This window comes from Nonomuraea sp. NPDC050451 (assembly GCF_044458585.1).
In genome coordinates, this window is record NZ_JBITHZ010000008.1 from 58248 (window position 1) to 82565 (window position 24318).

The following is a 24318-nucleotide window of genomic DNA, read 5'->3' on the forward strand; positions in this document are numbered from 1 at the left end:
CTTCAGTTTCCCGTCGTCTCGCCCTTTTCCTGACCAAGCTTGGCCAGGCTCGCATGTGCCGCCGCCGCCACGCGCTCCGCCGTCAGCCCGAACAGCTCGTACAAAGTCTTGTACGGGGCGGAGGCACCGAAGTGTTCGAGACCGACCACTTCGCCGCATTCGCCGACGAACTCGTGCCAGCCGAGCGCGATGCCGGCCTCGATCGCGACCCGAGCCCGGTTCGACGAAGGCAGAACCGTCTGCCTATATGCGATGTCCTGCCCCTTGAACCATTCGACACACGGCATCGACACGACCCGCGTCGGGATGCCCCTGCCCTCCAGCAGCTCGCGGCCCTCCAGCGCGATCTCCACCTCGCTGCCGGTGGCGATGAGGATGACCTTGGGCTGGCCGTCGGAGGCCTCGCGCAGGATGTAGCCGCCGCGGGCCACGCCCTCGGCGCTGGTGCCCTCGACGACCGGCAGGTTCTGCCTGGTCAGAGCCAGGGCCGCGGGCCGGTCGGTGTGCTTGAGCACGGCCTTCCAGGCGTAGGCGGTCTCGTTGGCGTCGGCCGGGCGCACCACGTCGAGGCCGGGGATCGCGCGCAGCGCCCACAGGTGCTCGATCGGCTGGTGGGTGGGGCCGTCCTCGCCGAGGCCGATGGAGTCGTGCGTCCAGACGTACGTGACCGGCAGCTTCATCAGCGCGGCCAGGCGCACCGACGGGCGCATGTAGTCGGAGAAGACCAGGAAGGTGCCGCCGTACGGGCGGGTGCCGCCGTGCAGGGCGATGCCGTTGAGGATGGCGCCCATGGCGTGCTCGCGGATGCCGAAGTGCAGCGTGCGGCCGTAGCGGTTGCCGGGGAACTCCTTGGTCTGGAACTCCTCGGGGATGAAGGACGGCTCGCCCTTCATCGTGGTGTTGTTCGACTCGGCCAGGTCGGCCGAGCCGCCCCACAGCTCGGGCAGCACCGGCGCCAGCGCGCTGAGCACCTCGCCGGAGGCCTTGCGGGTCGAGATCGACGCGCCCGCCTCGAACGACGGCAGCGCCCTGGCCCAGCCGTTGGGCAGCTCGCGCTGGGAGATGCGGTCGAACTCCTCGGCCCGCTCGGGGCTGGCCAGCCGCCACTCGGCGTAGCCCTTGTCCCACTCGGCGTGCTCGGAGCGGCCGCGCTGGGCGACGCCGCGGGCGTGCTCGAGCACCGCGGCCGGGACGTCGAACGTCTTGGCCGGGTCCATGCCGAGGACTTCCTTGGTGGCGGCGACCTCCGCCTCGCCCAGGGCCGAGCCGTGGATCTTGCCGGTGTTCTTCTTGTTCGGGGCCGGCCAGCCGATGATCGTGCGCAGCCGGATGAACGACGGCCGGTCGGTCTCCGCCTTGGCGGCCTGCAGCGCGTCGTAGAGCGCCTGGACGTCCTCGGCGTACTCGCCGGTCTCGGTCCAGTCGACGCTCTGGGTGTGCCAGCCGTAGGCCTCGTAACGCTTGACCACGTCCTCGGACTTGGCGATCAGCGTGTCGTCCTCGATGGAGATCTGGTTGTCGTCCCAGATGACGATGAGGTTGCCCAGCTTCTGGTGGCCTGCGAGGGAGCTGGCCTCGTGGCTGATGCCCTCCTCGATGTCACCGTCGCTGACCATGCACCAGATGTGGTGGTCGAACGGCGAGCTGCCGGCCTCGGTGTCGGGGTCGAACAGGCCGCGCTCGCGGCGGGCCGCCATCGCCATGCCGACCGCGTTGCCCAGGCCCTGGCCGAGCGGACCCGTGGTGGTCTCGACGCCGGCCGTGTGGCCGTACTCGGGGTGACCCGGCGTCAGGCTGTCCCACTGGCGCAGCCGGCGCAGGTCGTCGAGCGTGAGGCCGTAGCCGGACAGGTAAAGCTGGATGTAGAGCGTCAGGCTCGAGTGTCCGCACGACAGCACGAAACGGTCGCGCCCGGCCCACTTGGGATCGGTCGGGTCGTGACGCATCACACGCTGGAACAGCAGGTATGCGGCGGGAGCCAGGCTCATGGCGGTGCCGGGGTGACCCGAGCCCGCCTTCTCCACTGCGTCCATGGCCAGGGCTCGAACGACGTCGACCGCCTGCTTGTCCAGGTCGGTCCATTCGAGGGCTGGCACGAGTTCGGTGCTCAAGTGCTCGATCTCCGGAATCTAGTTGTCATTGATTGGCTATCCCGCCCACACGGGACCCTAACCGAGTGGAGCTGGCGAACGATTCCCATCCCACCCGCACGTGTCCATGTGCGGCGCAAGCCCCCCATTGGCCGGACCGGCCGCCCCTGCGACTACAGTTTGTTTGTTCGCAGGGGCGTCACGGCGCCCACCCATGGATCCGCTCTAATCAGAGGTTACGCGTTGACTCCGCACAGGCTGGAAGCGCCTTGACGGTGCTGACCAACAGGCAGGCGACGGCCCGATCTCCGCAGGTGGAGGGGCCGCGCTCGATCGGCATGATCGTCAAGGCCTACATCGCGCTCACCAAGCCGCGGATCATCGAGCTGCTGCTGATCACGACGCTGCCGGTGATGTTCCTGGCGGCGGGCGGCCTGCCGCCGCTGTGGACGTCGATCTCGGTCATGGTGTTCGGCACCCTATCGGCGGGCAGTGCCAACGCGCTCAATTGCTACGTGGATCGCGACATCGACCAGAAGATGCGCCGCACCCGCCGCAGGCCGCTGGCCAGGCACCAGGTGTCGCCGCGGGGCGCGCTGATCTTCGGGATCGTGCTCGGCGTGCTGTCCACGGCCGGCCTCTGGGTCACCACCAACTGGCTGGCCGCCGTGCTGTCGCTGGCCGCGATCCTGTTCTACGTGCTGGTCTACTCGATGCTCCTGAAGCGCCGCACGGCCCAGAACATCGTGTGGGGCGGCATCGCGGGCTGCATGCCGGTGATGATCGGCTGGGCGGGCATCACCGAGCGGCTCGACTGGGCGCCGCTGGTGCTGTTCGGCGTGGTGTTCTTCTGGACGCCGCCGCACACCTGGACGCTGGCCATGCGCTACAAGGAGGACTACGCGGCGGCCAAGGTGCCCATGCTGCCCGTCGTGGCCACCGAGCGGCGGGTGATCCTGGAGTCGATCGCCTACACGTGGGCGACCGTGCTGTGCTCGCTGGCGCTGTGGCCGGTGGCCGGCACCACGCTGTTCTACCCGGTCGTGGCCGCCGTCCTCGGCGCCATGTGCCTGTGGGAGGTCCACCGCCTGCTGGCCCGGCTCAACGCCGGCAAGAGCGGCGTCGACCTGCGCCCCATGCGCTTCTTCCACTGGTCCAACGCCTACCTGGCGCTGCTGTTCCTGGCCGTGGCCATTGACCCGCTGCTGGCCTGACCGCCATGCGGCCGAGTGTCCGGACGGTGACGCTGTCTTGACCGGCACGGACCCCGGCCCTCTGATCCGTTAAAGTCACCGTATGGCGACCCGTGATCCACGCTGGGTGTTGAAGGACCGCCCGTCGTTCGCGTTGATCATCGGGCTCGTCCTCACCGGAGTCTGCGCTCTGGTCTCGTTCTCCTTCGACGTGATCAACGGCGCTCCGGTGCAGTTCTTCATCGCGCTCATGCTGGCGCTCGCGCCGGTGCCGCTGCTGCTGGCGGCCGTGCTGGCGCTCGACCGGATGGAGCCAGAGCCGCGCAGCAACCTGATCTTCGCCTTCGCGTGGGGCGCGGGCGTCGCGGTGCTGGTGGCCGGCCTGATCAACTACCTCAACCTGCACTACATCATCGACACCGCCAAGCTGTCGGAGGCCAGCGCCCGCAACGTCGCGGCCACCTTCGGCGCGCCCGTGGTGGAGGAGACGATGAAGGGGCTGGTGCTGCTCGGGCTGCTCAGGTTCCGCAGGGCCGAGCTCGACGGCCCCACCGACGGCATCATCTACGCCAGCATGGTCGGGCTCGGCTTCGCCATGAGCGAGAACGTCAGCTACTACCTGGCCGCGCTGTCCAACTCCGGCTTCAAGGGGCTGGCGGTCACCGTGGTGCTGCGCGGCATCCTGTCGCCGCTGGCCCACCCGCTCTTCAGCTCCATGATCGGCATCGCGGTCGCCTACGCCGCCCAGCGCGGCGGCCCCGAGCGGGTCTTCTACATCCTGGCGGGCTGGTCGGGCGCGATGATCCTGCACGGCCTGTGGAACGGCCTGGCCTCCTACGGCGGCTTCCCCGGGCTCGTGGTGGCCTACCTGGCGCTGCTGGCCGTGCTGATCGTGCTGATCGGCGTGGTGTTCAAGGACCGGCGGCGCATCGTGGCCCTGATCCAGCGCTACCTGCCGCCGTACGAGCCGACCAAGCTGGTCACCCAGGCCGACATCTACATGCTGTCGACGTTCTCCAGGAGGCGCCAGGCCAGGCAGTGGGCCAGGGTCCACGGCGGCAAGCGCGGGCTGCGCGCCATGCGCGACTACCAGCTGGCCGCCACCGAGCTGGGCCTGCTGCACGAGCGGGCGGCCCGCCACATGGTCGACGAGCAGGGCTTCCACGAGGAGCAGCGGGCGCTGCTGGAGTGCATGAGCACGGCCCGGGCGGACTTCCCGGTGCCGACGGCGCACGCCAGGTCGGTCGCGCGGGGCACCCCGCCGCCCGGCTACGCCCCCGGCGCGCCGGGCTGAGCCAGGATGTTCGTCAGGGAGACTTCGCGCGGGCCCGGATAGACCGGGTCGGAGTGGAACACCATCGCGTCGGCGAACGCCTTGGCGGTGGCGAGCAGCTCGCGGGTGGCGTAGGCGTACGTGGGCGCGGCGAAGTCCCTGGTCGAGTCGTCACCCACCCCGAACGCCTCCAGACCGGCCGTCCGGCACAGCGTCACGGCCCTGGGCAGGTGGAACTCCTGCGTCACGACCGTCACCTGCCGCGCCCCGAACACCTTGCGCGCCCGCACGCACGAGTCCCACGTGTCGAAGCCCGCGTAGTCCAGCACCATGACCTGGTCCGGCACGCCCCTGCGGAGCAGGTAGTCGCGCATGGCCGTCGGCTCGTCGTACTCCTTGCGGCTGTTGTCGCCCGACAGCAGCAGGGCCCGTACCTTGCCCGCCCGGTAGAGCTCGGCGGCGATGTCGAGCCGGTGGGCCAGCATCGGGGTGGGCTGCGTGCCGTACAGGCCCGCGCCCAGCACCAGCGCGGCCTGCGCCGTGGGAACCCGCCCGAGCCAGTCGTTCCCCACGGCCGTCACCCGGTGCGCCGAGCTGCCGAGCCAGGCCCACGTCATGGGCGCCAGGGAGAGCACGCTGACCAGCACCAGAGTTTGGTACGCGCGCCGCAGGGCCTTTCGAGTGGGGCGGACTTTCAGTGACAAATCACACCCTCCAGGGGGTGGGGGAGTGGCGGACCTATCCCCTCATACCCTGGCATATCTACTCAGACGGCGGCGGGCGCTCCGGCGGCTTCGGCGGGGGAGTGGTCGGCGGGGGCGGTCTGCGGGGTGCGGGTGCGCAGCGAGGTGACCACCCTGAGCGCGGCGGTCCAGACCAGCGTGGAGCCGAGCACGTGCAGCAGCACCAGCGCGGCGGGCACGGCCAGGAAGTACTGCGTGTAGCCGATCACACCCTGGCCCAGCTCCACGGCCAGCAGCGCCAGCGCCGCCCGCCGGGCGGGCCGCGGCGCATTGCTCACGTGCAGGGCGAACAGCAGCGCGAACGTCAGCCCCACCACGACGTACGCGACGTCGGCGTGCAGCCGGGCCACCGCCTCGATGTCGAAGTCGAAGCGGGAGGCCATCTCGTCGCCGGAGTGCGGGCCCGTGCCGCTCACCCCGACTCCGACCACCAGCAGCGCGAACACGGCCGCGAGCAGCGCGTAGCCGAGCCTGCGGATGTCGCGGTGGGCCACCCGCCGCGCCGGGCCGTCGCCTTCGCCCGCGCGGGCGTACAGCATCCAGCAGGCGGCGATCAGGCCGGTGGAGATGAGGAAGTGCATGCCGACCGTGAACGGGTTGAGCATCGTGTTGACCACCAGGCCACCCCACAGCGCCTGGGCCAGGACGCCCGCCGGCTGCAGCAGCGCCAGCCCCATCAGCGAGCGCCTGCGCGGGACCAGCCGGAACGCCGAGAGCACGCACATCACGCCGACCGCCAGGACCAGGAACGTCAGCAGCCGGTTGCCGAACTCGACGAGCATGTTGAGCATCGACACCTCGGGGTGCGCGACCGGGATGAAGCTGTCCGGCGTGCACTTGGGCCAGGTCGGGCAGCCCAGCCCGGAACCGGTGACGCGCACGCCCGCGCCCGTCACCGCGATGCCTGCGTTGACCACCACGGACGCCATCGCCCAGGCCCGCATCGACCCCGTCGTGGGCGCCCAGAAGGAGAACAGGCTGCGCACGTGTCGGTTGGGGTGGTCCGTGGGTAGCTTCACGCCATCGATGTTACGGGCCCACCCACCCGGTCCCACCACCGGTCACCCCCGCCCCTGACCACGGACGACCGCGCTGCGCGACGATGATGACGCACAGATGGCGGCACCCCTCCTCCCACGGGCCACACCCGACGCGCGACCGGACGGCACCACGAGGCGTCACTGCGGGGCGTCACTGCGGGGCGTCACTGCGGGGCGGCACCGCTGGGTGCACCGCGCGGGCGGGCGCGTCGGGGTCGTGGGGTGGCAGCGGGCAGTGGTGCCGAGCGGGCGGCGGTGGCTCTTCGGCCGCTCCTTCCCGAAGGGACCCCGGCCGAAGCGCGGTGGTGCTTTGGGTGCCCTCCCTGAAGGGCAGGCGGTGAGGTGGTGATATGCCGTCGGTGGGTAGCGGCGGGGGCGGGCGCGGTGGTGTCGTCCGACCGGTGGAAAGGGCCTTCTCAAGAGAGCGGGGTATGTGACATATTACAGACCTGGGAGGTGATGGATGTCCGACGTCATCGTGGTCGGCGCCGGAGTCGTGGGCGCCGCATGCGCCTACTACGCCGCGCGCGCAGGTCTCGACGTGACCGTGGTCGACCGTGGCCCCGTGGCGGGCGGCACGACCGGCTCGGGCGAGGGCAACGTGCTGGTGTCCGACAAGGAGCCGGGCCCCGAGCTGGAGCTGGCCCTGCTGTCGAACCGGCTCTGGCGCTCGCTGGCCGACCTCGGCGGGTTCGAGTTCGAGCCCAAGGGCGGCCTGGTGGTCGCCGAGACCGGTGAGGTCCAGCGCCAGCTCGCCGAATTGGCCGCCAAGCAGGACGTGGAGCACACCCTGGTGCCCGCCGAGTCGCTGCGCGACTACGAGCCGCACCTGGCCGAGGGCCTGGCCGGCGGGGTGTACTACCCCGATGACGCCCAGGTGCAGCCCATGCTGGCCGCCGCGCGCCTGCTCAGGCACGGCGTGGAGAGCTTCGGCCACGGAACGCTCCGGCTGCGCCTCGGGGCGGCGGTGACCGGGTTCATCCGGAAAGGTGACCGGATCGCGGGCGTGCGCACCTCCCAGGGTGACGTGCTCGGCGACGCGGTGATCAACGCGGCGGGCACCTGGGGCGGCGAGGTGGCCGCGCTGGCGGGGGTCGATCTGCCGATCCTGCCCAGGCGCGGGTTCATCCTCGTCACCGAGCCGCTGCCGCGGCCGCTGATCAGGCACAAGGTCTACACCGCCGCCTACGTCACGAACGTGGCCAGCGACTCGGAGGGCCTGGAGACGTCGGCGGTCGTGGAGGGCACGCCCGCGGGCACCGTGCTCATCGGGGCCAGCAGGGAGCGGGTCGGGTTCGACCGGACGATGTCGGTGCCGGTGCTCGCCCGCCTGGCCGAGCAGGCCGTCGCGCTGTTCCCCGCGCTGCGCGAGGTGCGGGCGATCAGGTCGTACTGCGGGTTCCGGCCATACTGCCCCGACCACCTGCCCGTCATCGGCGCCGATCCGCGCGTTCCCGGGCTCTATCACGCCTGCGGGCACGAGGGGGCGGGCATCGGGCTCGCCCCGGCGACCGGTCATCTGCTCGCGCAGGTGCTCACCGGCTCCCCGACCGACCTGGACCTGCGGCCCTTCCGGCCGGATCGCTTCGCGGAGGAGTCCTCTTGACGTTCCACATCACGATCGACGGGCGTCCGGTACCCGTCGTGCCCGGGCAGACGATCGGGGCGGCGCTGCACGCGGCCGGGGTGCGGTCGTGGCGCAGCACCCGCTTCGACGGGCGGCCCCGCGGGCTGTTCTGCGGGATCGGGGTCTGCTTCGACTGCCTGATCTCGGTCAACGGGCGGGCGCCCGAGCGGGCCTGCCTGCTGGAGGCCGCGCCCGGTGACGAGGTGACGACGTCGTGACGTACGACCTGCTGGTGATCGGCGGCGGGCCCGCGGGGGTGGCCGGCGCGCTCACGGCGGCGCTGGCCGGACTGCGGGTGGCGCTCCTGGACTCTTCCGTACGGCTCGGCGGCCAGTACTTCCGCCACGCCGCCGACCCCAAGCCCGCGCCCGGCCTGGAGCGGTTCCTGCGTCAGGCGCGGGCCCTGGACGCCCGCGCCGACGTGCTGCTGCGGCACCAGGTGTGGAGCGTCACCCGCGAGCCGGACGGGGACCTGGTCGTGCACTGCGTCACCCGCGGCGCGGACTCCGTGGAGCGGCAGGTCGTCCTGCGGGCGCGGCGGCTGCTGATCGCGACCGGCGCGCACGACCGGCCGCTGCCGTTCCCCGGGTGGGACCTGCCCGGAGTCCTGACCGCCGGCGGCGCGCAGGCGCTGCTCAAGGGCAACGGCGTCGTGGCGGGCAGGCGGATCGTCGTCTCCGGCACCGGCCCGTTCCTGCTGCCCGTGGCCACCGGGCTGGCCGGGGCGGGGGCGCGGGTGCTCGGGGTGTTCGAGGCGAACGGCGGGCTCGGGCTGGCCAGGCATCCGCTGCTGGCCCTGGGCAAGGCCGGGGAGGCCGCCGGGTACGCCGCGAGCCTGGCCAGGCACCGCGTGCCGTACCGGACGCGCCAGGCGGTGGTCGCGGCGCACGGGGAGCGCGAGGTGGAGGCCGTCACCGTGGCCCGCCTCGACCAGGAGTGGAACGTTCTCGCCACCCGCGTCGTCGAGTGCGACACGGTGGCCGTCGGATACGGGTTCGTGCCGCAGATCGAACTGGGCACCCAGCTCGGCTGCGCCACCCGCGACGACGTGGACGGCAGCCCCGTGCTCGACGTGGACGCCGCCCAGCGCACCTCCGTCCCCGGGGTCTGGGCCGCCGGGGAGCCCACGGGCGTGGGCGGCTGGCTCCTGTCCGAGACGGAGGGCCGCATCGCCGGCCGCGCCGTGGTGGCCGACTCGCGCGGCTCGCGGGCGGAGTCGGGGCTGCTGCTGCGGCGCCGGGAGCGCGGGCGGGCCTTCGGGGAGGCGCTGCAGCGGGCGTACCCCGTCAAGCCCGGCTGGCAGGGCTGGCTGCGGGACGACACGCTCGTGTGCCGCTGCGAGGAGGTGCCACTGGCCCGCGTACGCGAGGCGCAGGACCTCGGCGCCACCGACGCGCGCTCGATCAAGCTGCTGGCCAGGCCCGGCATGGGCTGGTGCCAGGGCCGCATCTGCGGCTACGCCGTCTCCTGTCTGGCCGGGGAGCCGCAGCGGCCGCCCCGCCGCCCCATCGCCCAGCCCGTCACCCTCGGCGCCCTGGCCGACCTTCCAGACGTTTCCGATGGACCCGACGTTCCCCCCGCCCACTGACCCTGACATGGAGGACTTTCCGATGGACAATCGCACCAAAGCCTGGCACGGCATCATGGTGGCCACCGCGCTGCCCCTGCGCGACGACCTTTCCGTCGACTACGACGGCTACGCCGACCACTGCCGCTGGCTGGTCGAGAACGACTGTGACGGCGTCGCGGTCAACGGTTCGCTGGGCGAGTACCAGACGCTCACCTCGCAGGAGCGGGCCAAGGTGGTCGAGACCGCCGTCCAGGCCGTGGGCGGGCGCAGGGTGATGGCCGGGGTGGGCGCGTACGGCGCCGCGGAGTCGCGCCGGTGGGCCGAGCAGGCGGCCGAGGCCGGTTGCGGCTCGGTGCTCCTGCTGCCCCCCAACTCCTACCGCGCCGACGACCGGGCCGTCCTCGCGCACTACCGCGAGGTCGCCAAGGCGGGCCTGCCCGTCGTGGCCTACAACAACCCGTACGACACCAAGGTGGACCTGACTCCCGCGCTGCTGGCCAAGCTGCACGAGGAGGGGCTGATCGTGGCGGTCAAGGAGTTCAGCGGGGACGTGCGGCGCGCGTACGAGCTGGCCGAGCTGGCCCCCGACCTTGACCTGCTGATCGGCTCCGACGACGTGCTGCTCGAACTCGCCGTGGCCGGGGCGGTCGGCTGGATCGCCGGCTACCCCAACGCGCTGCCCGTCTCCAACGCCGCGCTCTACCGCGCAGCCGTCGCCGGCGACCTGGAGACCGCGCTGCCTCTTTACAGGACCCTGCACCCCCTGCTGCGCTGGGACTCCAAGACGGAGTTCGTCCAGGCCATCAAGCTGTCCATGGACCTCGCGGGCCGCCACGGCGGGCCGTGCAGGCAGCCCAGGCAGCCGCTGACGGACGAGCAGGCCGCTATCGTGCGTGCGGCGACCGAGAAGGCACTGGCAGAAGGGCTGCGATGAGGACAAAACGCGTTTTCCACGCCGTCGACTCCCACACCGAGGGCATGCCCACCCGCGTCATCACCGGCGGGATCGGCGTGATCCCGGGCGCGAGCATGGCGGAGCGGCGCGTCTACTTCCGCGACAACCTCGACCACATCCGCACCCTGCTGATGACCGAGCCGCGCGGCCACTCCGCCATGAGCGGCGCCATCCTGCAGCCGCCCACCAGGCCGGACGCGGACTACGGCGTGCTGTTCATCGAGGTGTCGGGGCTGCTGCCGATGTGCGGGCACGGCACCATCGGCGTGGCCACCGTGCTCGTGGAGACGGGCATGGTCGAGGTCGTGGAGCCGGTCACCACCGTGCGCCTGGAGGTGCCCGCGGGGCTCGTCGAGGTGGACGTGGCCGTCGAGGACGGCCAGGCCATGTCGGTGACGCTGCGCAACGTGCCCTCCTACTCCGACCGGCTCGACGCCGTCGTGAAGGTGCCGGGGTTCGGGGAGATCCCGTACGACCTCGCGTACGGCGGCAACTTCTACGCCATCGTCGACCTCGACTCCTACGGCCTGCCCTTCGACCGCAGGGCCAAGAACGAGATCATCGCCGCCGGCCTGGCCACCATGGAGGCGATCAACGCGGCCGACGAGCCCGTCCACCGCGAGGACGACCGCATCCGCGGCTGCCACCACGTCTACTTCGCCGCCCCCGGCTCGGACGCCCAGCACTCGCGGCACGCCATGGCCATCCACCCGGGCTGGTTCGACCGCTCGCCGTGCGGCACCGGCACCAGCGCCCGGATGGCGCAGCTGCACGCCAGGGGCGAGCTGCCGCTCGGCCGGGACTTCGTGAACGAGTCGTTCATCGGGACCCGGTTCATCGGGCGGCTGCTGGAGGAGACTTCCGTGGGCGGCGGGCCGGCCGTCGTGCCCTCGATCACCGGCCGCGCCTGGGTCACCGGCACCGCCCAGTACTTCCTGGACCCGCGCGACCCTTTCCCCGCCGGGTTCGAGCTGTGAGCGAGCGTGACGACCGTGGTTCCGGCCTGGCCGGGACCACGATCACGACGACCGACTACCACACGGGCGGCGAGCCGTTCCGGATCGTGACCGGCGGCGTGCCGGAGATCCCCGGGGCGGACGTGCTGTCGCGCCGCTCCACCGCCATCGCCGACCCCCGGTTCGACGACGCGCGGCGGCTGCTGTGCCAGGAGCCGCGCGGTCACGCCGACATGTACGGGTGCTTCCTCGTCCCGCCGGACGACCCGGGGGCCGCGTTCGGGACGCTGTTCTGGCACAAGGACGGGTTCTCCACCGCCTGCGGCCACGGCACCATCGCGCTCGGCGCCTACGCCGTGCACGAGGGGCTGGTGGCCGCCGACCCCGACGGGGAGACGGACGTGGTCATCGACGTGCCGTCGGGGCGCGTCACGGCGCGGGTGCGCCGCTCCGGGGGCAAGGTGACCGGGGTGACGTTCGTCAGCGTGCCGTCGTTCGTGGTGGCGCGGGACGTGGCCGCCGGCAGGACCAAGGTCGACGTCTCGTACGGCGGCGCGATCTACGCGTCGCTGCCCGCCGCGGCGGTGGGCCTGTCCGTGCAGCCCGCGAACCTGACGGCGCTCATCGGCCACGCCCGCCGCATCAAGGCCGACCTGGCGGACCATCCGGCCGCCCGGCACCCGTCCGACGACCGGCTGTCCGGCGTCTACGGCGTGATCTTCTACGACGAGCTGCCGGACCAGGACGGGGCGGCGCACCAGCGGAACGTGACGGTCTTCGCCGACGGGGAGGTGGACCGCTCGCCCTGCGGATCGGGCACGGCGGCGCGGATGGCGCTGCTGCACGACGAGGGGCTGCGCGCGCCCCTGATCCACGACAGCGTCGTCGGGAGCACCTTCCGGGCGCGGGTGGCCGAGGTGCGCGACGAGGGAGTCGTACCGGAGATCGAGGGCATGGCCTACCGGACCGGCCGGCACGTCTTCGAGCTCGATCCCGACGATCCGATGGGTGTGGGGTTCACGCTGCGATGACCGGACTGCCATATCTCGACGCCGCCACGATGGAGCGGCTGGTGCCGATGGGGCGCGCCGTACGGATCCTGGAGGACGCCCTGCGCGCCGGGCTCGACCCCGAGGCCACGCCGCAGCGGCCGATCGTGGACCTGCCGGCCGGGCAGCTCCTGCTCATGCCCGCCGCGGCCGGACGCTACGCGGGGGTGAAGGCCGTCACCATCGCGCCCGACAACCCCGATCGCGAGCTGCCCCGGATCCAGGGGACGTACCTGCTGTTCGACGGCGACACCCTGACCCCGCTCGCGGCCCTCGACGGGATCGCGCTCACGTCCCTGCGCACCCCCGCCGTCTCGGCGCTTGCCGTCAGCCACCTGGCGGACGGGGACGCCCGGCGGCTGGTGGTGTTCGGGAGCGGCCCGCAGGCGTGGGGGCACGTGCTCGCGCTGCGGGAGGTGCGGCCGATCGAGGACGTGACCGTGATCGGGCGCGACCAGGAGCGCGCGGAGGCGCTCACCGGCCGTTGCCGCGCGCTCGGCCTGACCGCCCGCGCCCTCCGGCAGGAGGATTCAGCGGAAGCGCTGGCCGGGGCCGACGTCGTCGCGTGCTGCACGACAGCGAGAGAACCGCTGTTCCCAGGTAAGCTCGCCCGCGACGGCGTCACCGTCGTCGCGGTCGGGTCGCACGAGCCCGGCGCCCGCGAGCTCGACGGCGACCTCGTCGCCCGCGCCACCGTGGTCGTCGAGGCCAGGGCGGCCGCCCTGGAGGAGGCGGGCGATCTGCTCATCCCGATCCGCGAGGGCACGATCAACGCCGGGCATCTCGCGGGCAACCTCGCCGACCTCGTCGCGGGGCGGGTGGTCGCCGGCACGGGGCCGCGCGTGTTCAAGAGCACGGGCATGGCCTGGGAGGACCTCGTGGTCGCGGCCGCCGTGTACGAGGCGTGGAGATCTCATGAGAAATCTGCGAAGCGGCCTGCCGCTGCGGCTTCGCCCGAGGTGCCACAGTAGGGCGGCAGGCTGATGAGCAGGTTTCTTGTGAGCAAGGAAGGAGATGCGGATGGCTGCCGAGGACCGGCTCGACCTGCCGATGGTGGGGGAGCGGCAGAGCCTGCGCGAGCAGGTCGCGCACGCGCTGCGTGCCGCGCTGATCACCGGCGAGATGCGGCCGGGAGTGGTCTACTCCGCGCCGGTGCTGGCCGCCCAGTTCGGCGTCTCGGCCACGCCGGTGCGCGAGGCCATGCTCGACCTCGCCAAGGAGGGCCTGGTCGAGGCGGTGCGCAACAAGGGCTTCCGGGTGACCGAGCTGTCCGACCGCGACCTCGACGAGCTCACCGAGATCCGCCAGCTGATCGAGGTGCCCACCGTGGCCAGGCTGGCGGGCGGCGCGCGGGAGGAGGAGTTCGAGCGGCTCAGGCCCGTCGCCGAGGAGATCGTCTCGGCCGCCGAACGCGGTGACCTGCTCGCGTACGTGGACGCCGACCTGCGCTTCCACGTCGAGCTGCTGACCCTGGCGGGCAACGCCCACCTGGTCGAGGTGGTGCGCGACCTGCGCAACAGGGCCAGGCTCTACGGCCTGTCCCAGCTCCGGGAGCGCGACGTGCTGGGCGAGTCGGCCAGGGAGCACCTGGCGCTGCTCGACTCACTCAAGAGCGGCGACCGCCAGGCCGTCGAACACCTCATGAAGGAGCACATCGGCCACGTGCGGGGGATCTGGGCCGAGCACTGAGCAGCCCTCTGGGGGACTCGTCCGCTTTCGGCACACTAAGTTCTGACATTTAGGGATCGCGCGCACGGCGATAGAGGTACGCTCGTCTCGGGTCGAAAGAGCGACGCCCAGAGCGTCCGCCGGCGGCCCCGTCGTCCAGGTCCCCAGCGGACCGGCCACCACCGATTCCGGTGGGTGGCGCATGCCTGGTCAAGCGGACACCCGCACTCCGCTGACCTTCCATGGGCTCGGCCTACCCCGCCCACCGAAAGCCGAGCCCCCCGCCGCGCGCCCGAGACCCCATCCCACGGGCGCGCGGCGGCCCGCCACAGCCCCCGCGTCAGACCTTGCGCCGCCGGGTCGAGCCCAGGCTGGCGGCCACGATGCAGACGATCGCCGCCCACTGCTGCGTGTGCAGGACCTCGTTCAGCAGCACCACGCCGATCAGCGCCGCCACGGCCGGCTCCAGGCTCATGAGGATCCCGAACACGTGCTTGGGCATCCGCCGCAGCGCCTGGAGTTCGAGCGAGTACGGGATCACCGACGACAGCAGGCCCACGCCGAGCCCGATCAGCAGCAGCTCCGGCTGCAGCAGCTCCGCCCCGCCCGACGCGACCCCGACGGGGGCGACCACCAGGGCCGACACGATCATCGCGAACGACAGCCCGCTCGTGCCGGGGAAACGCCGCCCGGCCGCCGCCGACAGCAGGATGTAGCCGGCCCAGCCGACGGCCGCCAGCATCGCGAACCCGATGCCGAGCCAGCTCACCGACGCCGACTGCCCCCATGGCGCGAACAGCGCCACGCCCGCTCCCGCCAGGCCGATCCACAGCAGGTCGATCCTGCGCCGCGAGGCCGCCACGGCCACGCCCAGCGGCCCCAGGAACTCGATGGCCACCGCGATCCCCATCGGCAGCCGCGACAGGGCCTCGTAGAAGGTCAGGTTCATCAGGGCGAGCGTCACCCCGAACCCGATCCCCACCGCCCAGTCGCGCCAGGACAGGCCCTTCAGCCGGGGCCGGACGAGCGCCCCCATGATCAGCGCCCCGGCCATGATCCGCAGGAACACCACCGCGCTCGGCGGCAGCGCCGCGAACAGCTCCTTCGCGAACCCGGCGCCCAGCTGCACCGAGACGATGGCCAGCAGCACGAGCCCGGACGGCGGGATCGAGTCGGCGGCCGTGCGCAGCAGGTTCCCCGGCCTGGGCAGGCCGGAGCCGCGATCGAAGGGATCGTCGAGGGCGAACGCGGTCACAGGACTCCTCACGGACTTCAAGGGGATGACGGTCAGAGCGTACTCGTGGCCTGCGACATGACCCGACATAGGGTGTTCTGGATGGCTCTTGGATCATTGATCGTATGAAGTCCCCCGCGAGTCTCGCCCGGCCGCCGCTGGCCCTGTCCGCGGCCTCGTTCGTCAGCAGCTTCGACCGCTTCGCCGTGAGCCCCATGCTCGTGCTGATCGCGGTGGACCTGGAGGTCCCGCTGTCCGCCGCCGTCGCGGCCGCCAGCGGCTACTACCTCGCCTACGGGCTCACGCAGCCGTTGTGGGGGCTGCTGTCCGACCGGTTCGGCCGCGTGCGGGTGATGCGCGGGACGCTGTTCGGCGCGGCGCTGGCGGGGCTGGCGTCGGCGCTGATGCCGGTCCTGGGGGCGCTGGTGGTGGCCAGGGTCGTGACGGGCGCCTGCTTCGGCGCGGTGATCCCGACCGGGCTGACGTACGTGGGCGACACCGTGGAGCCGTCGACCCGGCAGCGCGCGCTGACCGATCTGATGGGCGCCGCCGCCCTCGGCACGGCCCTGGCCACCGGGCTGAGCGGGGTGCTCGCGGGCCTGGTGGACTGGCGGGTGGCGTTCACCGTGCCCGCCGCCTGCGCCCTGGCCTGCGCGCTCGCGCTGCGCTCGCTGCCGGAGCCGTCCCGCGCCCTTCCGTACGGTCCGGGCATCGGCCGGGGGGTCGGTGTCGGCCGGTACCTGGGCGCGGTGCTCGGGCACGGCTGGGCGCTGCTGGTGTTCGGGCTCGCGTTCGTCGAGGGCGCCATCATGCTCGGCGCCATGCCGTTCCTGGCCACCGCGCTGGAGCACGCGGGATACGCCGCCGCCGTGGCCGGGCTCGCCATCACCGCGTACGGGCTGGGCTTGTGGTCGTTCACGAAGCTCGTCAGGCGGCTGTCGGGGCGCTGGCCCACTCCCGTGCTGATGACGGTGGGCGGGGCGCAGCTCTGCGCCGGGTTCGCGATCGTCGCCGTGCACGTGGACATGGCCACCGTGGCGGTCACGGCGCTGCTGCTCGGCGGCGGCTGGTCCTTCCTGCACTCCTCGCTGCAGACGTGGGCCACCTCGGTGGTGCCCGAGGCCAGGGGGACGACGATCGCCTTCTTCGCCTCCGCGCTCTTCGTCGGCAGCGCGGTCTCGTCGTGGGCGGCGGGCCCTCTGGCCGAGCACGGCCGCTACGCCCTGCTGTTCGGCCTGGCGGCCGCCGCCGCGATCCCGCTGACGGTCACGGCCGCCCTCACCAGGCGCCGTTACGGCATCGTTCACGCCGAGCGGCCCCAGGCCGGGTGAGCTACTCCCAGCGGAACGTGCGCGAGACCAGCCCCAGCGACAGCACCGCCCACGCGGCCAGCACGGCCAGCGAGCCCAGAGGCAGCGCGGCGCCCTGGGCGAGGACCGCGCGCAGGCCGCCGGTCAGGGCCGAGATGGGCAGCAGCTCCAGGACCTGGCGCATGCCCTCGGGGAACTTCGACAGCGGGAAGATCACCCCGCCGGCCCCCAGCAGCACCAGGTAGACGAGGTTGGCGGCGGCCAGCGTGGCCTCCGCGCGCAGCGTGCCGGCCATGAGCAGCCCCAGCCCGCTGAACGCCGCCGTGCCCAGCACGATGAGCAGCGCCGCGCTGAGGAACGACCCGTGCGGCCGCCAGCCCAGCGCCAGGCCGACGCACACGATCACCACGGCCTGGATGACCTCCACGGCCACCACGGCGGACGTCTTGGCGAGCATGAGCCCGGCCCTGGACAGCGGGGTCGCGCCCAGCCGCTTCAGCACGCCGTAGCGGCGCTCGAAGCCGGTCGCGATGGCCTGGCCGGTGAAGGCCGTGGACATGACGGCCAGCGCCAGCACGCCGGGCGCCAGGAAGTCGATGCGTCTGCCGCCGCCGATGTCGATCAGCGGCGCCAGCGAGAACCCGGTCAGCAGCAGCACCGGGACGATCAGGGTGAGCAGCAGCTGCTCGCCGTTGCGCAGCATCGCCCGGATCTCCGCGCCCGTCTGGGCGAGGACCATGCGCGGGAACGGCGCCGCCCCGGGCGCGGGCGTGAAGTCCAGCGCGATCTGCCCGGCGGGGCCGCGCTCCGATCCGGTCATCGCAGCTCCCTGCCCGTCAGCTCCAGGAAGACGTCCTCCAGCGTGCGGCGCTCGATGCGCAGGTCGTCGGCCGTGACGCCCTCGGCCGCGCACCAGGCGGTCACCGTGGCCAGCAGCTCGGGACCCACCTGACCCTCGATGATGTAGTGCCCGGCGGGCGACTCCTTGGCGGCGCTGCCCGCCGGGAGCGCGTTGAGCAGCTCCTCCAGCGCGAGCCCCGGCCGGGCCCGGAAGCGCAGCTGCCGCTCGGCCCCCGTCAGCGAGGCCGGGCTGCCCTCGGCCACCACCCGGCCCTTGTCGATGATCACCACCTGGTCCGCCAGCCGCTCGGCCTCGTCCATGTGGTGCGTGGTCAGCACCACCGACACGCCCGCCCCGCGCAGCTCGCCCACCAGCTCCCAGCAGGCGTGCCGGGCCTGCGGGTCGAGCCCGGCCGTCGGCTCGTCGAGGAAGACCAGCTCGGGCCGCCCGATGACGGCCGCGGCCAGCGACAGCCGCTGCTGCTGCCCGCCCGACAACCGCCGGTAGGGGGTGCGTCCGTGATCGGTCAGTCCCAGCCGCGTCAGCAGGGCCCCGGCGTCGAGGGGACGGGCGTAGAAGCGCGAGACCAGGCGCAGCCACTCGGCGCAGCGCATGGCGGGCGGCACGCCGCCCGACTGCAGCATGACCCCCACCCGCGGCCGCAGCTCGGGCAGCGTGGGCGTCAGGCCGAGCACGCGGACGGTGCCCGCGTCGGCCCTGCGGAACCCCTCGCAGATCTCCACCGTGGACGTCTTGCCAGCGCCGTTGGGCCCGAGCACGGCGGTCACCGCGCCCCGCTCGGCGCGCAGCGTGAGGCCGTCCACGGCCGTGATGCCGCCGTAGCGTTTGACCAGGCCGATGATCTCGACGGCTGGGGACTCCATGGCCACGAGTTTAGGGACTGGGGCAGGCAGTTCGAGCCGCAGGTGGGGTTGGCCGGATTTGGACATGTCTTGACCCGGCCGTTTCCCAGAAAGCTGCCAACAGAGGTGAAAGTCTGACGACGAGCTCCGTGTAGCAGGAGGGCGCAATGTCGCAACGCAGTGGGTACGACCCGGGAGTCCCGTGCTGGGTGGACCTTTCCAGCACTGACGTCGAAGCTTCCGCCCGGTTCTACGGCGAGGTCTTCGGCTGGCAGGCCGACATGATCGACGATCCGGAGGCCGGTGGCTACGGCATGTTCGTCCACCAGGGCAAGCAGGTCGCCGGGCTGGGGCCGGTCATGAGCGGGGAGCCGCCCTCGTTCTGGAACATGTTCGTCGCCACCGACGACGCCGGCGCGCTCGCCGAGCGGGTCAGGAACGCCGGTGGCACCGTCACCATGGAGCCGATGGCGGTCTTCGACGAAGGCGTCATGACGGTCTTCCAGGCCCCCGACGGCTCGTACGCGGCCGCCTGGCAGGCGGGCAACCACCACGGCGCGCAGCTGGTCAACGAGCCCGTCTCCTTCTGCTGGAACGAGCTGGTCACGCGCGACCCGCAGGCCGCCGAGAGCTTCTACGCGACCGTCTTCGGCTGGACGCCGCGGCTGCAGGAGATGGAGGGGGTCAAGTACACGGAGTGGCAGCTGGGCGAGCGGGCGGTCGCGGGCATGGTCGAGATGTTCTCCGGCTATCCCGCCGCGACGCCGTCGTTCTGGATGACGTACTTCGCGGTCGCCGACCTCGAGGCCACGACGGCCGCGGCCGAGGCAGCCGGCGCGAACGTGCTGGTGCGGGGGATGGAGGCGCCGCCCGGCCGGTTCTCGATGCTCGCCGACCCCCAGGGCGCGACGTTCTCCGTCATCCAGCTTCACGAAATCGGATGAAATATCTGATAACCGGGAATTAGGAGGACCGGATCCTGGTTTGATCACTCGGCCCTCGTGGGCCAAAGGCCTGCGAGGGAGAGGGGATCACGCATGTCCGTGGCGGCCGAAGCCACGTCCACGTCCACCATCGTCGTCGAGTCGAGGAGGGGCAGCCGCGGACTGTTGTTGGTGATCCTGGGCGCTCTGTCGGCGATCGGGCCCCTGTCCATCGACATGTACCTCCCCGCGCTGCCCGCCATCACCTCCGAGATGCTCAGCGCGCCGGCGCAGGTCCAGCTCACCCTCACCGCCTGCCTCATCGGCGTGTCCATCGGCCAGGTGATCGCCGGTCCGGTCAGCGATGTGCGCGGCCGGAAGACTCCGCTGATCGTGGGCGTGGCCGGGTTCATGGTCGCCTCGCTGCTGTGCGCGTTCGCGCCGTCGGTGCCCATGCTCATCGCCTTCCGCCTGCTGCAGGGCGTGCTGGGCGGCGCGGCCCTGGTGATCGTGCGGGCGGTCGTCCGCGACCTGTACGACGGCGCCGCCATCGCCCGCATCTTCGCCACGCTCATGCTGGTCAGCGGCCTGGCGCCGATCCTCGCGCCCATCGCCGGCGCGCAGCTGCTGGCGTTCACCTCGTGGCGCGGCGTGTTCGTGGCGCTCAGCGTCGCCGGGGTGGTGCTGCTGCTGGCCGTCCTTTCGGGCGTGCGCGAGACGCTGCCCGCGGCCGAGCGCGAGAGCGGCGGGCTCAAGCACACCGTCGGCACGTTCGGCAGGCTCCTGCGCGACCGGACGTTCATGGGCACCGCGCTGACCGCGAGCCTGGCGTTCGCGGCCATGTTCGGCTACATCTCCGGCTCGCCGTTCGTGCTCCAGGAGGTGTACGGCGCCACGCCCCAGCAGTACTCGCTCATCTTCGGCCTCAACGCCTTCGGCCTGACCGCCATGGCCCAGCTCGGCGGCCGGCTGTCGGGACGGGTGCCGCCGGTGACGCTGGTGGTCGCCGGGCTCGCCGTCGCGCTGACCGGCGCCTCGCTGCTGCTGACCGCCGCGCTCACCGGGCTCGGCCTGTGGGGCATCGTGGGCGGTTTGTTCGTCATCATGCTCGGCCAGGGCCTGGTCATGCCGGCCACCGGCGCGCTGGCCCTGGCCAGCCAGCCCGCGCAGATCGCCGGCAGTGCCTCGGCCCTGCTCGGCGTGCTGCAGTTCGCGCTGGGCGCCGCCGCCGCTCCGCTGGTGGGCCTCGTGGGCGCCGCCAGCGCCGTGCCGATGGCCTGCGTGATGCTGGGCCTGATCCTTTGCTCAAGCCTGACCTTCGCCTTCCTGCGGAAGGGTTAGGTAAGGCTACCCTGCGTGAGAAATTCCATTCCCGGGCTGCTCAGATCCGTTTGTGAACCGGGAAGGAATTACGGCACACTGATGTTGTGAAAAACGTGCCAGGGATCGAGCCAGGAAGCGAGCGGAGCACGCGTGCCCGCGTCGCCCGGCTGATCCTTGAGCATGGTCCCGTCGCGGCCGCCGCGCTGGGCGAGCGGCTGGGGTTGACCCCCGCCGCCGTCCGCCGTCACCTGGACGCGCTGCTGGCTGACGGGATGATAGAGCCTCGCACGGTCGGGCCGCGCGGGCAGCGCGGGCGCGGACGCCCCGCCAAGCTGTTCGCGATCACCGACGCGGGGCGCAGTGCTTTCGAGCACGCCTATGACGACCTCGCCGGGAGCGCGCTGCGCTTCCTGGCCGAGCGCATGGGAGAGGAAGCGGTGGCCGACTTCGCCCGCCTGCAGGTCTCGAGCCTGCTCAAGCGGTTGGAGCCGGTCATGCGGACGGTGCCGGCGGACCAGCGCGTGCAAGTGCTGGCGCAGGCGCTGTCGGCGGAGGGGTATGCCGCCTCGGCCAGCAAGGCCAAGTCGGGCGGCGACCAGCTCTGCCAGCACCACTGCCCGGTGGCCCACGCGGCTGCGGAGTTCCCGCAGCTCTGCGAGGCCGAGACGGAGGCGTTCGCGCAGCTGCTCGGCACCCCGGTGCAGCGCCTGGCCACGATCGCCCACGGCGACGGGGTCTGCACGACACATGTGAGCCCACAGTCGCTGGGTGAATCCGCACATAGAGACAAGAGCAAGGAGACCGGAAGGTGACTGTCACCGACCGCCCGGAGCTGGAAGGCCTCGGGAATTACAAGTTCGGCTGGGCCGACCCGGATGCCGCCGGGGCGGCGGCCAAGCGCGGCCTGTCCGAGGAGGTCGTCCGCAACATCTCCGCTCTCAAGAACGAGCCGGAGTGGATGCTCGACCTTCGCCTGAAGGGCCTCCGCCTGTTCGACCGCAAGCCGCTGCCCACCTGGGGCTCTGACCTCACCGGCATCGACTTCGACAACATCAAGTACTTCGTGCGCTCCACCGAGAAGCAGGCCGCTTCCTGGGACGAGCTGCCCGCCGACATCAAGAACACCTACGACAAGCTCGGCATCCCCGAGGCGGAGAAGCAGCGCCTCATCGCCGGTGTCGCCGCCCAGTACGAGTCCGAGGTCGTCTACCACAAGATCCGTGAGGACCTCGAGGAGAAGGGCGTCATCTTCCTCGACACCGACACGGGCCTGAAGGAGCACCCGGAGATCTTCCAGGAATACTTCGGCTCGGTCATCCCGGTGGGCGACAACAAGTTCGCCGCCCTCAACTCCGCGGTGTGGTCCGGTGGCTCGTTCATCTACGTGCCGCCGAACATCGAGGTCGAGATCCCGCTGCAGGCCTACTTCCGGATCAACACCGAGAACATGGGCCAGTTCGAGCGGACCCTGATCATCGTGGACGAGAACAGCTACGTCCATTACGTCGAGGGCTGCACCGCGCCGATCTACTCCTCCGACTCGCTGCACAGCGCGGTCGTCGAGATCATCGTGAAGAAGAACGCCCGCTGCCGTTACACGACCATCCAGAACTGGTCGAACAACGTCTACAACCTGGTCACCAAGCGCGCCGTCGCCTACGAGGGCGCGACCATGGAGTGGATCGACGGCAACATCGGCTCCAAGGTCACGATGAAGTACCCGGCCGTCTACCTGATGGGCGAGCACGCCAAGGGCGAGACGCTGAGCGTCGCGTTCGCGGGCGAGGGCCAGCACCAGGACGCCGGCTCCAAGATGGTGCACCTGGCGCCCAACACCAGCTCCAGCGTCATCTCCAAGTCGGTGGCGCGCGGCGGCGGCCGCACCTCCTACCGCGGTCTCGTGCAGATCGAGGAGGGCGCCCACGGCAGCGCCAGCACCGTCAAGTGCGACGCCCTGCTGGTCGACCAGATCAGCCGCTCCGACACCTACCCCTATGTCGACGTCCGCGAGGACGACGTCAAGATGGGCCACGAGGCCACGGTCTCCAAGGTCAGCGAGGACCAGCTGTTCTACCTCATGAGCCGCGGGCTCGACGAGGACGAGGCGATGGCGATGATCGTGCGCGGCTTCGTGGAGCCGATCGCGCGTGAGCTGCCCATGGAATACGCGCTCGAGCTCAACCGGCTGATCGAGCTGCAGATGGAAGGAGCCGTCGGCTGATGGGCCTGAACGAGAAGCCCCTGTCGACCTTGCACGAGAAGGCGTCCTACGAGCTGGGCGACTTCGAGGTCCCGACCGGGCGCGAGGAGGCGTGGCGCTTCACGCCGCTCTCCCGCCTCAAGGGCCTGCACAGCGGCAAGGCCGAGGCCGTCGGTCACGTGCGGGTCGACGTCGACGCGGCGCCCGAGGTCACCGTCGAGACGGTCGGCCGCGACGACGCCCGGGTCGGCAAGGCCTTCATGCCCACCGACCGGGTCAGCGCCCAGGCGTGGAACAGCTTCGAGAAGGCCACCGTCATCACGGTGCCGCGCGAGGCCGTCACCTCCAAGCCGACCGTGCTCACGCTCATCGGCTCGGGCGACGGCGCCGCGTACGGCCACATCGTGGTCAAGGTGGAGCCGCTGGCCGAGGCCGTGGTAGTGCTCGACCACAAGGGCAGCGCGGTCTACGCCGACAACATCGAGTTCGTCGTCGGCGACGGCGCCTCGCTCAGGGTCGTCAGCCTGCAGGACTGGGACGACGACGCGGTCCACGTCTCCCACCACCACGCCCAGCTGGCCAAGGACGCGACCTTCCGCAGCTTCGTGGTGACGCTCGGCGGCGACCTCGTACGCCTGTCGCCCAACGTGTCCTACACCGCACCCGGCGGCGACGCCGACATGTCGGGCGTCTACTTCGTGGACGCCGGGCAGCACCTGGAGCACCGCCTGCTGGTCGACCACTCGCAGCCCAACTGCAAGAGCAACGTCGACTACCGCGGCGCCCTGCAGGGCGAGGACGCGCACGCCGTGTGGATCGGCGACGTGATCATCAGGGTCGAGGCCGAGGGCACCGACACCTACGAGCTCAACCGCAACCTCATCCTGACCGACGGCGCCCGCGCCGACTCGGTGCCCAACCTGGAGATCCTCACCGGCGAGGTCGCCGGGGCGGGGCACGCCTCCGCCTCCGGCCGGCTCGACGACGAGCACATCTTCTACCTCCAGGCCCGCGGCATCCCCTACGACGAGGCCCGCCGCCTGGTCATCAGGGGCTTCCTCGGCCAGCTCGTGGAGAAGATCGAGGTCGAGGAGATCCGCGAGCGCGTGCTGAGCGCGCTGGAGGCGGAGCTCGCGCGATGAGTTCGTTCGAGAAGGTGTGCAAGCTCGACGACATCCCCGACGGGGGAGTCATCGGGGTGGAGGTCGACGAGACGCCGGTGGCGCTCGTGCGCAAGGGCGGCGAGGTGTTCGCCCTGCGCGACGTCTGCTCCCACGCCGAGGTGAAGCTCAGCGAGGGCGAGGTCTACGACGGCACCCTGGAGTGCTGGCTGCACGGCTCGTGCTTCGACGTGCGCTCCGGCAAGCCCACCGGCCCGCCCGCGACCCAGCCCGTGAACGTCTACACAGTCAAGATCGACGGCGATGACGTCCTCGTCTCGCTCTCGAAGGAGTCATAAC

23 protein-coding genes are annotated in these 24318 nt (G+C 71.6%); 17 read left to right on the forward strand and 6 right to left on the reverse strand.

The window, feature by feature from the left end:
- Positions 1–2: 2 nt before the first annotated feature.
- Complete coding sequence (tkt, locus tag ACIBI9_RS25245; protein ID WP_397225417.1) at positions 3–2033, reverse strand: transketolase; 2031 nt, start codon at positions 2031–2033, stop codon at positions 3–5.
- Positions 2034–2359: 326 nt separating this feature from the next.
- Between tkt and ACIBI9_RS25250 the strand changes: the two genes are divergently transcribed.
- Both ACIBI9_RS25250 and ACIBI9_RS25255 read left to right on the forward strand, forming a co-directional pair.
- The gene (locus ACIBI9_RS25250) at positions 2360–3304 is read left to right on the forward strand and encodes a heme o synthase (protein ID WP_397224829.1); all 945 of its coding nucleotides are present in this window, start codon (positions 2360–2362) and stop codon (positions 3302–3304) included.
- A gap of 82 nt (positions 3305–3386) precedes the next feature.
- Positions 3387–4577, forward strand: a complete 1191-nt coding sequence (locus ACIBI9_RS25255) for a PrsW family intramembrane metalloprotease (protein WP_397224831.1) — start codon at positions 3387–3389, stop codon at positions 4575–4577.
- On the opposite strand, the gene ACIBI9_RS25260 is transcribed toward ACIBI9_RS25255, so the two are convergent.
- Positions 4553–5203, reverse strand: a complete 651-nt coding sequence (locus tag ACIBI9_RS25260; protein WP_397224833.1) for a vancomycin high temperature exclusion protein — start codon at positions 5201–5203, stop codon at positions 4553–4555. The two genes, ACIBI9_RS25255 and ACIBI9_RS25260, sit on opposite strands and share 25 nt — an antisense overlap.
- A 119-nt stretch (positions 5204–5322) precedes the next feature.
- Positions 5323–6318: a heme A synthase gene (locus ACIBI9_RS25265; RefSeq protein ID WP_397224835.1), complete on the reverse strand. Its 996-nt coding sequence runs from the start codon at positions 6316–6318 to the stop codon at positions 5323–5325.
- Positions 6319–6802: 484 nt separating this feature from the next.
- Between ACIBI9_RS25265 and ACIBI9_RS25270 the strand changes: the two genes are divergently transcribed.
- The 8 genes from ACIBI9_RS25270 to ACIBI9_RS25305 are packed head-to-tail and all read left to right on the forward strand — an operon-like array spanning position 6803 to position 14185.
- The gene (locus ACIBI9_RS25270; RefSeq protein WP_397224837.1) at positions 6803–7945 is read left to right on the forward strand and encodes an NAD(P)/FAD-dependent oxidoreductase; all 1143 of its coding nucleotides are present in this window, start codon (positions 6803–6805) and stop codon (positions 7943–7945) included.
- Entirely contained in the window at positions 7942–8184 is a 243-nt protein-coding gene (locus ACIBI9_RS25275; protein WP_397224839.1) for a (2Fe-2S)-binding protein, read from the forward strand. Before ACIBI9_RS25270 ends, ACIBI9_RS25275 begins: the two co-directional genes overlap by 4 nt.
- Positions 8181–9554 (forward strand): NAD(P)/FAD-dependent oxidoreductase, encoded by a 1374-nt coding sequence (locus ACIBI9_RS25280; protein ID WP_397224841.1) that lies wholly within the window; start codon positions 8181–8183, stop codon positions 9552–9554. The genes ACIBI9_RS25275 and ACIBI9_RS25280 overlap by 4 nt, the downstream gene beginning before the upstream one ends.
- Positions 9555–9576: 22 nt before the next feature.
- Positions 9577–10470 (forward strand): dihydrodipicolinate synthase family protein, encoded by an 894-nt coding sequence (locus ACIBI9_RS25285; RefSeq protein WP_397224843.1) that lies wholly within the window; start codon positions 9577–9579, stop codon positions 10468–10470.
- A complete protein-coding gene (locus ACIBI9_RS25290) occupies positions 10467–11468 on the forward strand; it encodes a proline racemase family protein (RefSeq protein ID WP_397224845.1) in 1002 nt (333 codons plus the stop codon). Before ACIBI9_RS25285 ends, ACIBI9_RS25290 begins: the two co-directional genes overlap by 4 nt.
- Positions 11465–12478, forward strand: a complete 1014-nt coding sequence (locus tag ACIBI9_RS25295; RefSeq protein WP_397224847.1) for a proline racemase family protein — start codon at positions 11465–11467, stop codon at positions 12476–12478. The genes ACIBI9_RS25290 and ACIBI9_RS25295 overlap by 4 nt, the downstream gene beginning before the upstream one ends.
- Positions 12475–13467, forward strand: a complete 993-nt coding sequence (locus ACIBI9_RS25300) for an ornithine cyclodeaminase family protein (RefSeq protein WP_397224849.1) — start codon at positions 12475–12477, stop codon at positions 13465–13467. Before ACIBI9_RS25295 ends, ACIBI9_RS25300 begins: the two co-directional genes overlap by 4 nt.
- Positions 13468–13516: 49 nt before the next feature.
- Positions 13517–14185: a GntR family transcriptional regulator gene (locus tag ACIBI9_RS25305; protein ID WP_397224851.1), complete on the forward strand. Its 669-nt coding sequence runs from the start codon at positions 13517–13519 to the stop codon at positions 14183–14185.
- Between the two features lie 319 nt (positions 14186–14504).
- Here the strand turns inward: ACIBI9_RS25305 and ACIBI9_RS25310 are convergent, their stop codons facing one another.
- Positions 14505–15419: an EamA family transporter gene (locus ACIBI9_RS25310; RefSeq protein WP_397224853.1), complete on the reverse strand. Its 915-nt coding sequence runs from the start codon at positions 15417–15419 to the stop codon at positions 14505–14507.
- 104 nt (positions 15420–15523) lie between these two features.
- Here ACIBI9_RS25310 and ACIBI9_RS25315 point away from each other — a divergent pair, with 104 nt between their 5' ends.
- Positions 15524–16729 (forward strand): MFS transporter, encoded by a 1206-nt coding sequence (locus tag ACIBI9_RS25315; RefSeq protein WP_397224855.1) that lies wholly within the window; start codon positions 15524–15526, stop codon positions 16727–16729.
- Position 16730: 1 nt separating this feature from the next.
- Here ACIBI9_RS25315 and ACIBI9_RS25320 read toward each other — a convergent pair whose 3' ends face one another.
- Positions 16731–17528 (reverse strand): ABC transporter permease, encoded by a 798-nt coding sequence (locus tag ACIBI9_RS25320; protein ID WP_397224857.1) that lies wholly within the window; start codon positions 17526–17528, stop codon positions 16731–16733.
- Positions 17525–18433, reverse strand: coding sequence for an ABC transporter ATP-binding protein (locus ACIBI9_RS25325; RefSeq protein ID WP_397224859.1), 909 nt, complete (start codon positions 18431–18433; stop codon positions 17525–17527). The genes ACIBI9_RS25320 and ACIBI9_RS25325 overlap by 4 nt, the downstream gene beginning before the upstream one ends.
- 146 nt (positions 18434–18579) lie before the next feature.
- Between ACIBI9_RS25325 and ACIBI9_RS25330 the strand changes: the two genes are divergently transcribed.
- The 6 genes from ACIBI9_RS25330 (at position 18580) to ACIBI9_RS25355 (ending at position 24317) form a co-directional block, all read left to right on the forward strand.
- Positions 18580–19356, forward strand: a complete 777-nt coding sequence (locus ACIBI9_RS25330) for a VOC family protein (protein WP_397224861.1) — start codon at positions 18580–18582, stop codon at positions 19354–19356.
- 93 nt (positions 19357–19449) lie between these two features.
- Positions 19450–20676, forward strand: a complete 1227-nt coding sequence (locus ACIBI9_RS25335; protein ID WP_397224863.1) for a multidrug effflux MFS transporter — start codon at positions 19450–19452, stop codon at positions 20674–20676.
- A 95-nt stretch (positions 20677–20771) separates the two neighbouring features.
- Positions 20772–21470 carry a metalloregulator ArsR/SmtB family transcription factor gene (locus tag ACIBI9_RS25340; protein ID WP_185079281.1) on the forward strand — a complete coding sequence of 233 codons (699 nt, stop codon included), beginning with the start codon at positions 20772–20774 and terminating at the stop codon, positions 21468–21470.
- Positions 21467–22879 carry a Fe-S cluster assembly protein SufB gene (gene sufB, locus ACIBI9_RS25345; RefSeq protein ID WP_350740043.1) on the forward strand — a complete coding sequence of 471 codons (1413 nt, stop codon included), beginning with the start codon at positions 21467–21469 and terminating at the stop codon, positions 22877–22879. Before ACIBI9_RS25340 ends, sufB begins: the two co-directional genes overlap by 4 nt.
- Positions 22879–24000 (forward strand): Fe-S cluster assembly protein SufD, encoded by a 1122-nt coding sequence (gene sufD / locus ACIBI9_RS25350; RefSeq protein ID WP_397224865.1) that lies wholly within the window; start codon positions 22879–22881, stop codon positions 23998–24000. Before sufB ends, sufD begins: the two co-directional genes overlap by 1 nt.
- The gene (locus ACIBI9_RS25355; RefSeq protein WP_350740049.1) at positions 23997–24317 is read left to right on the forward strand and encodes a non-heme iron oxygenase ferredoxin subunit; all 321 of its coding nucleotides are present in this window, start codon (positions 23997–23999) and stop codon (positions 24315–24317) included. The genes sufD and ACIBI9_RS25355 overlap by 4 nt, the downstream gene beginning before the upstream one ends.
- The last annotated feature ends 1 nt before the right edge of the window (position 24318 follow it).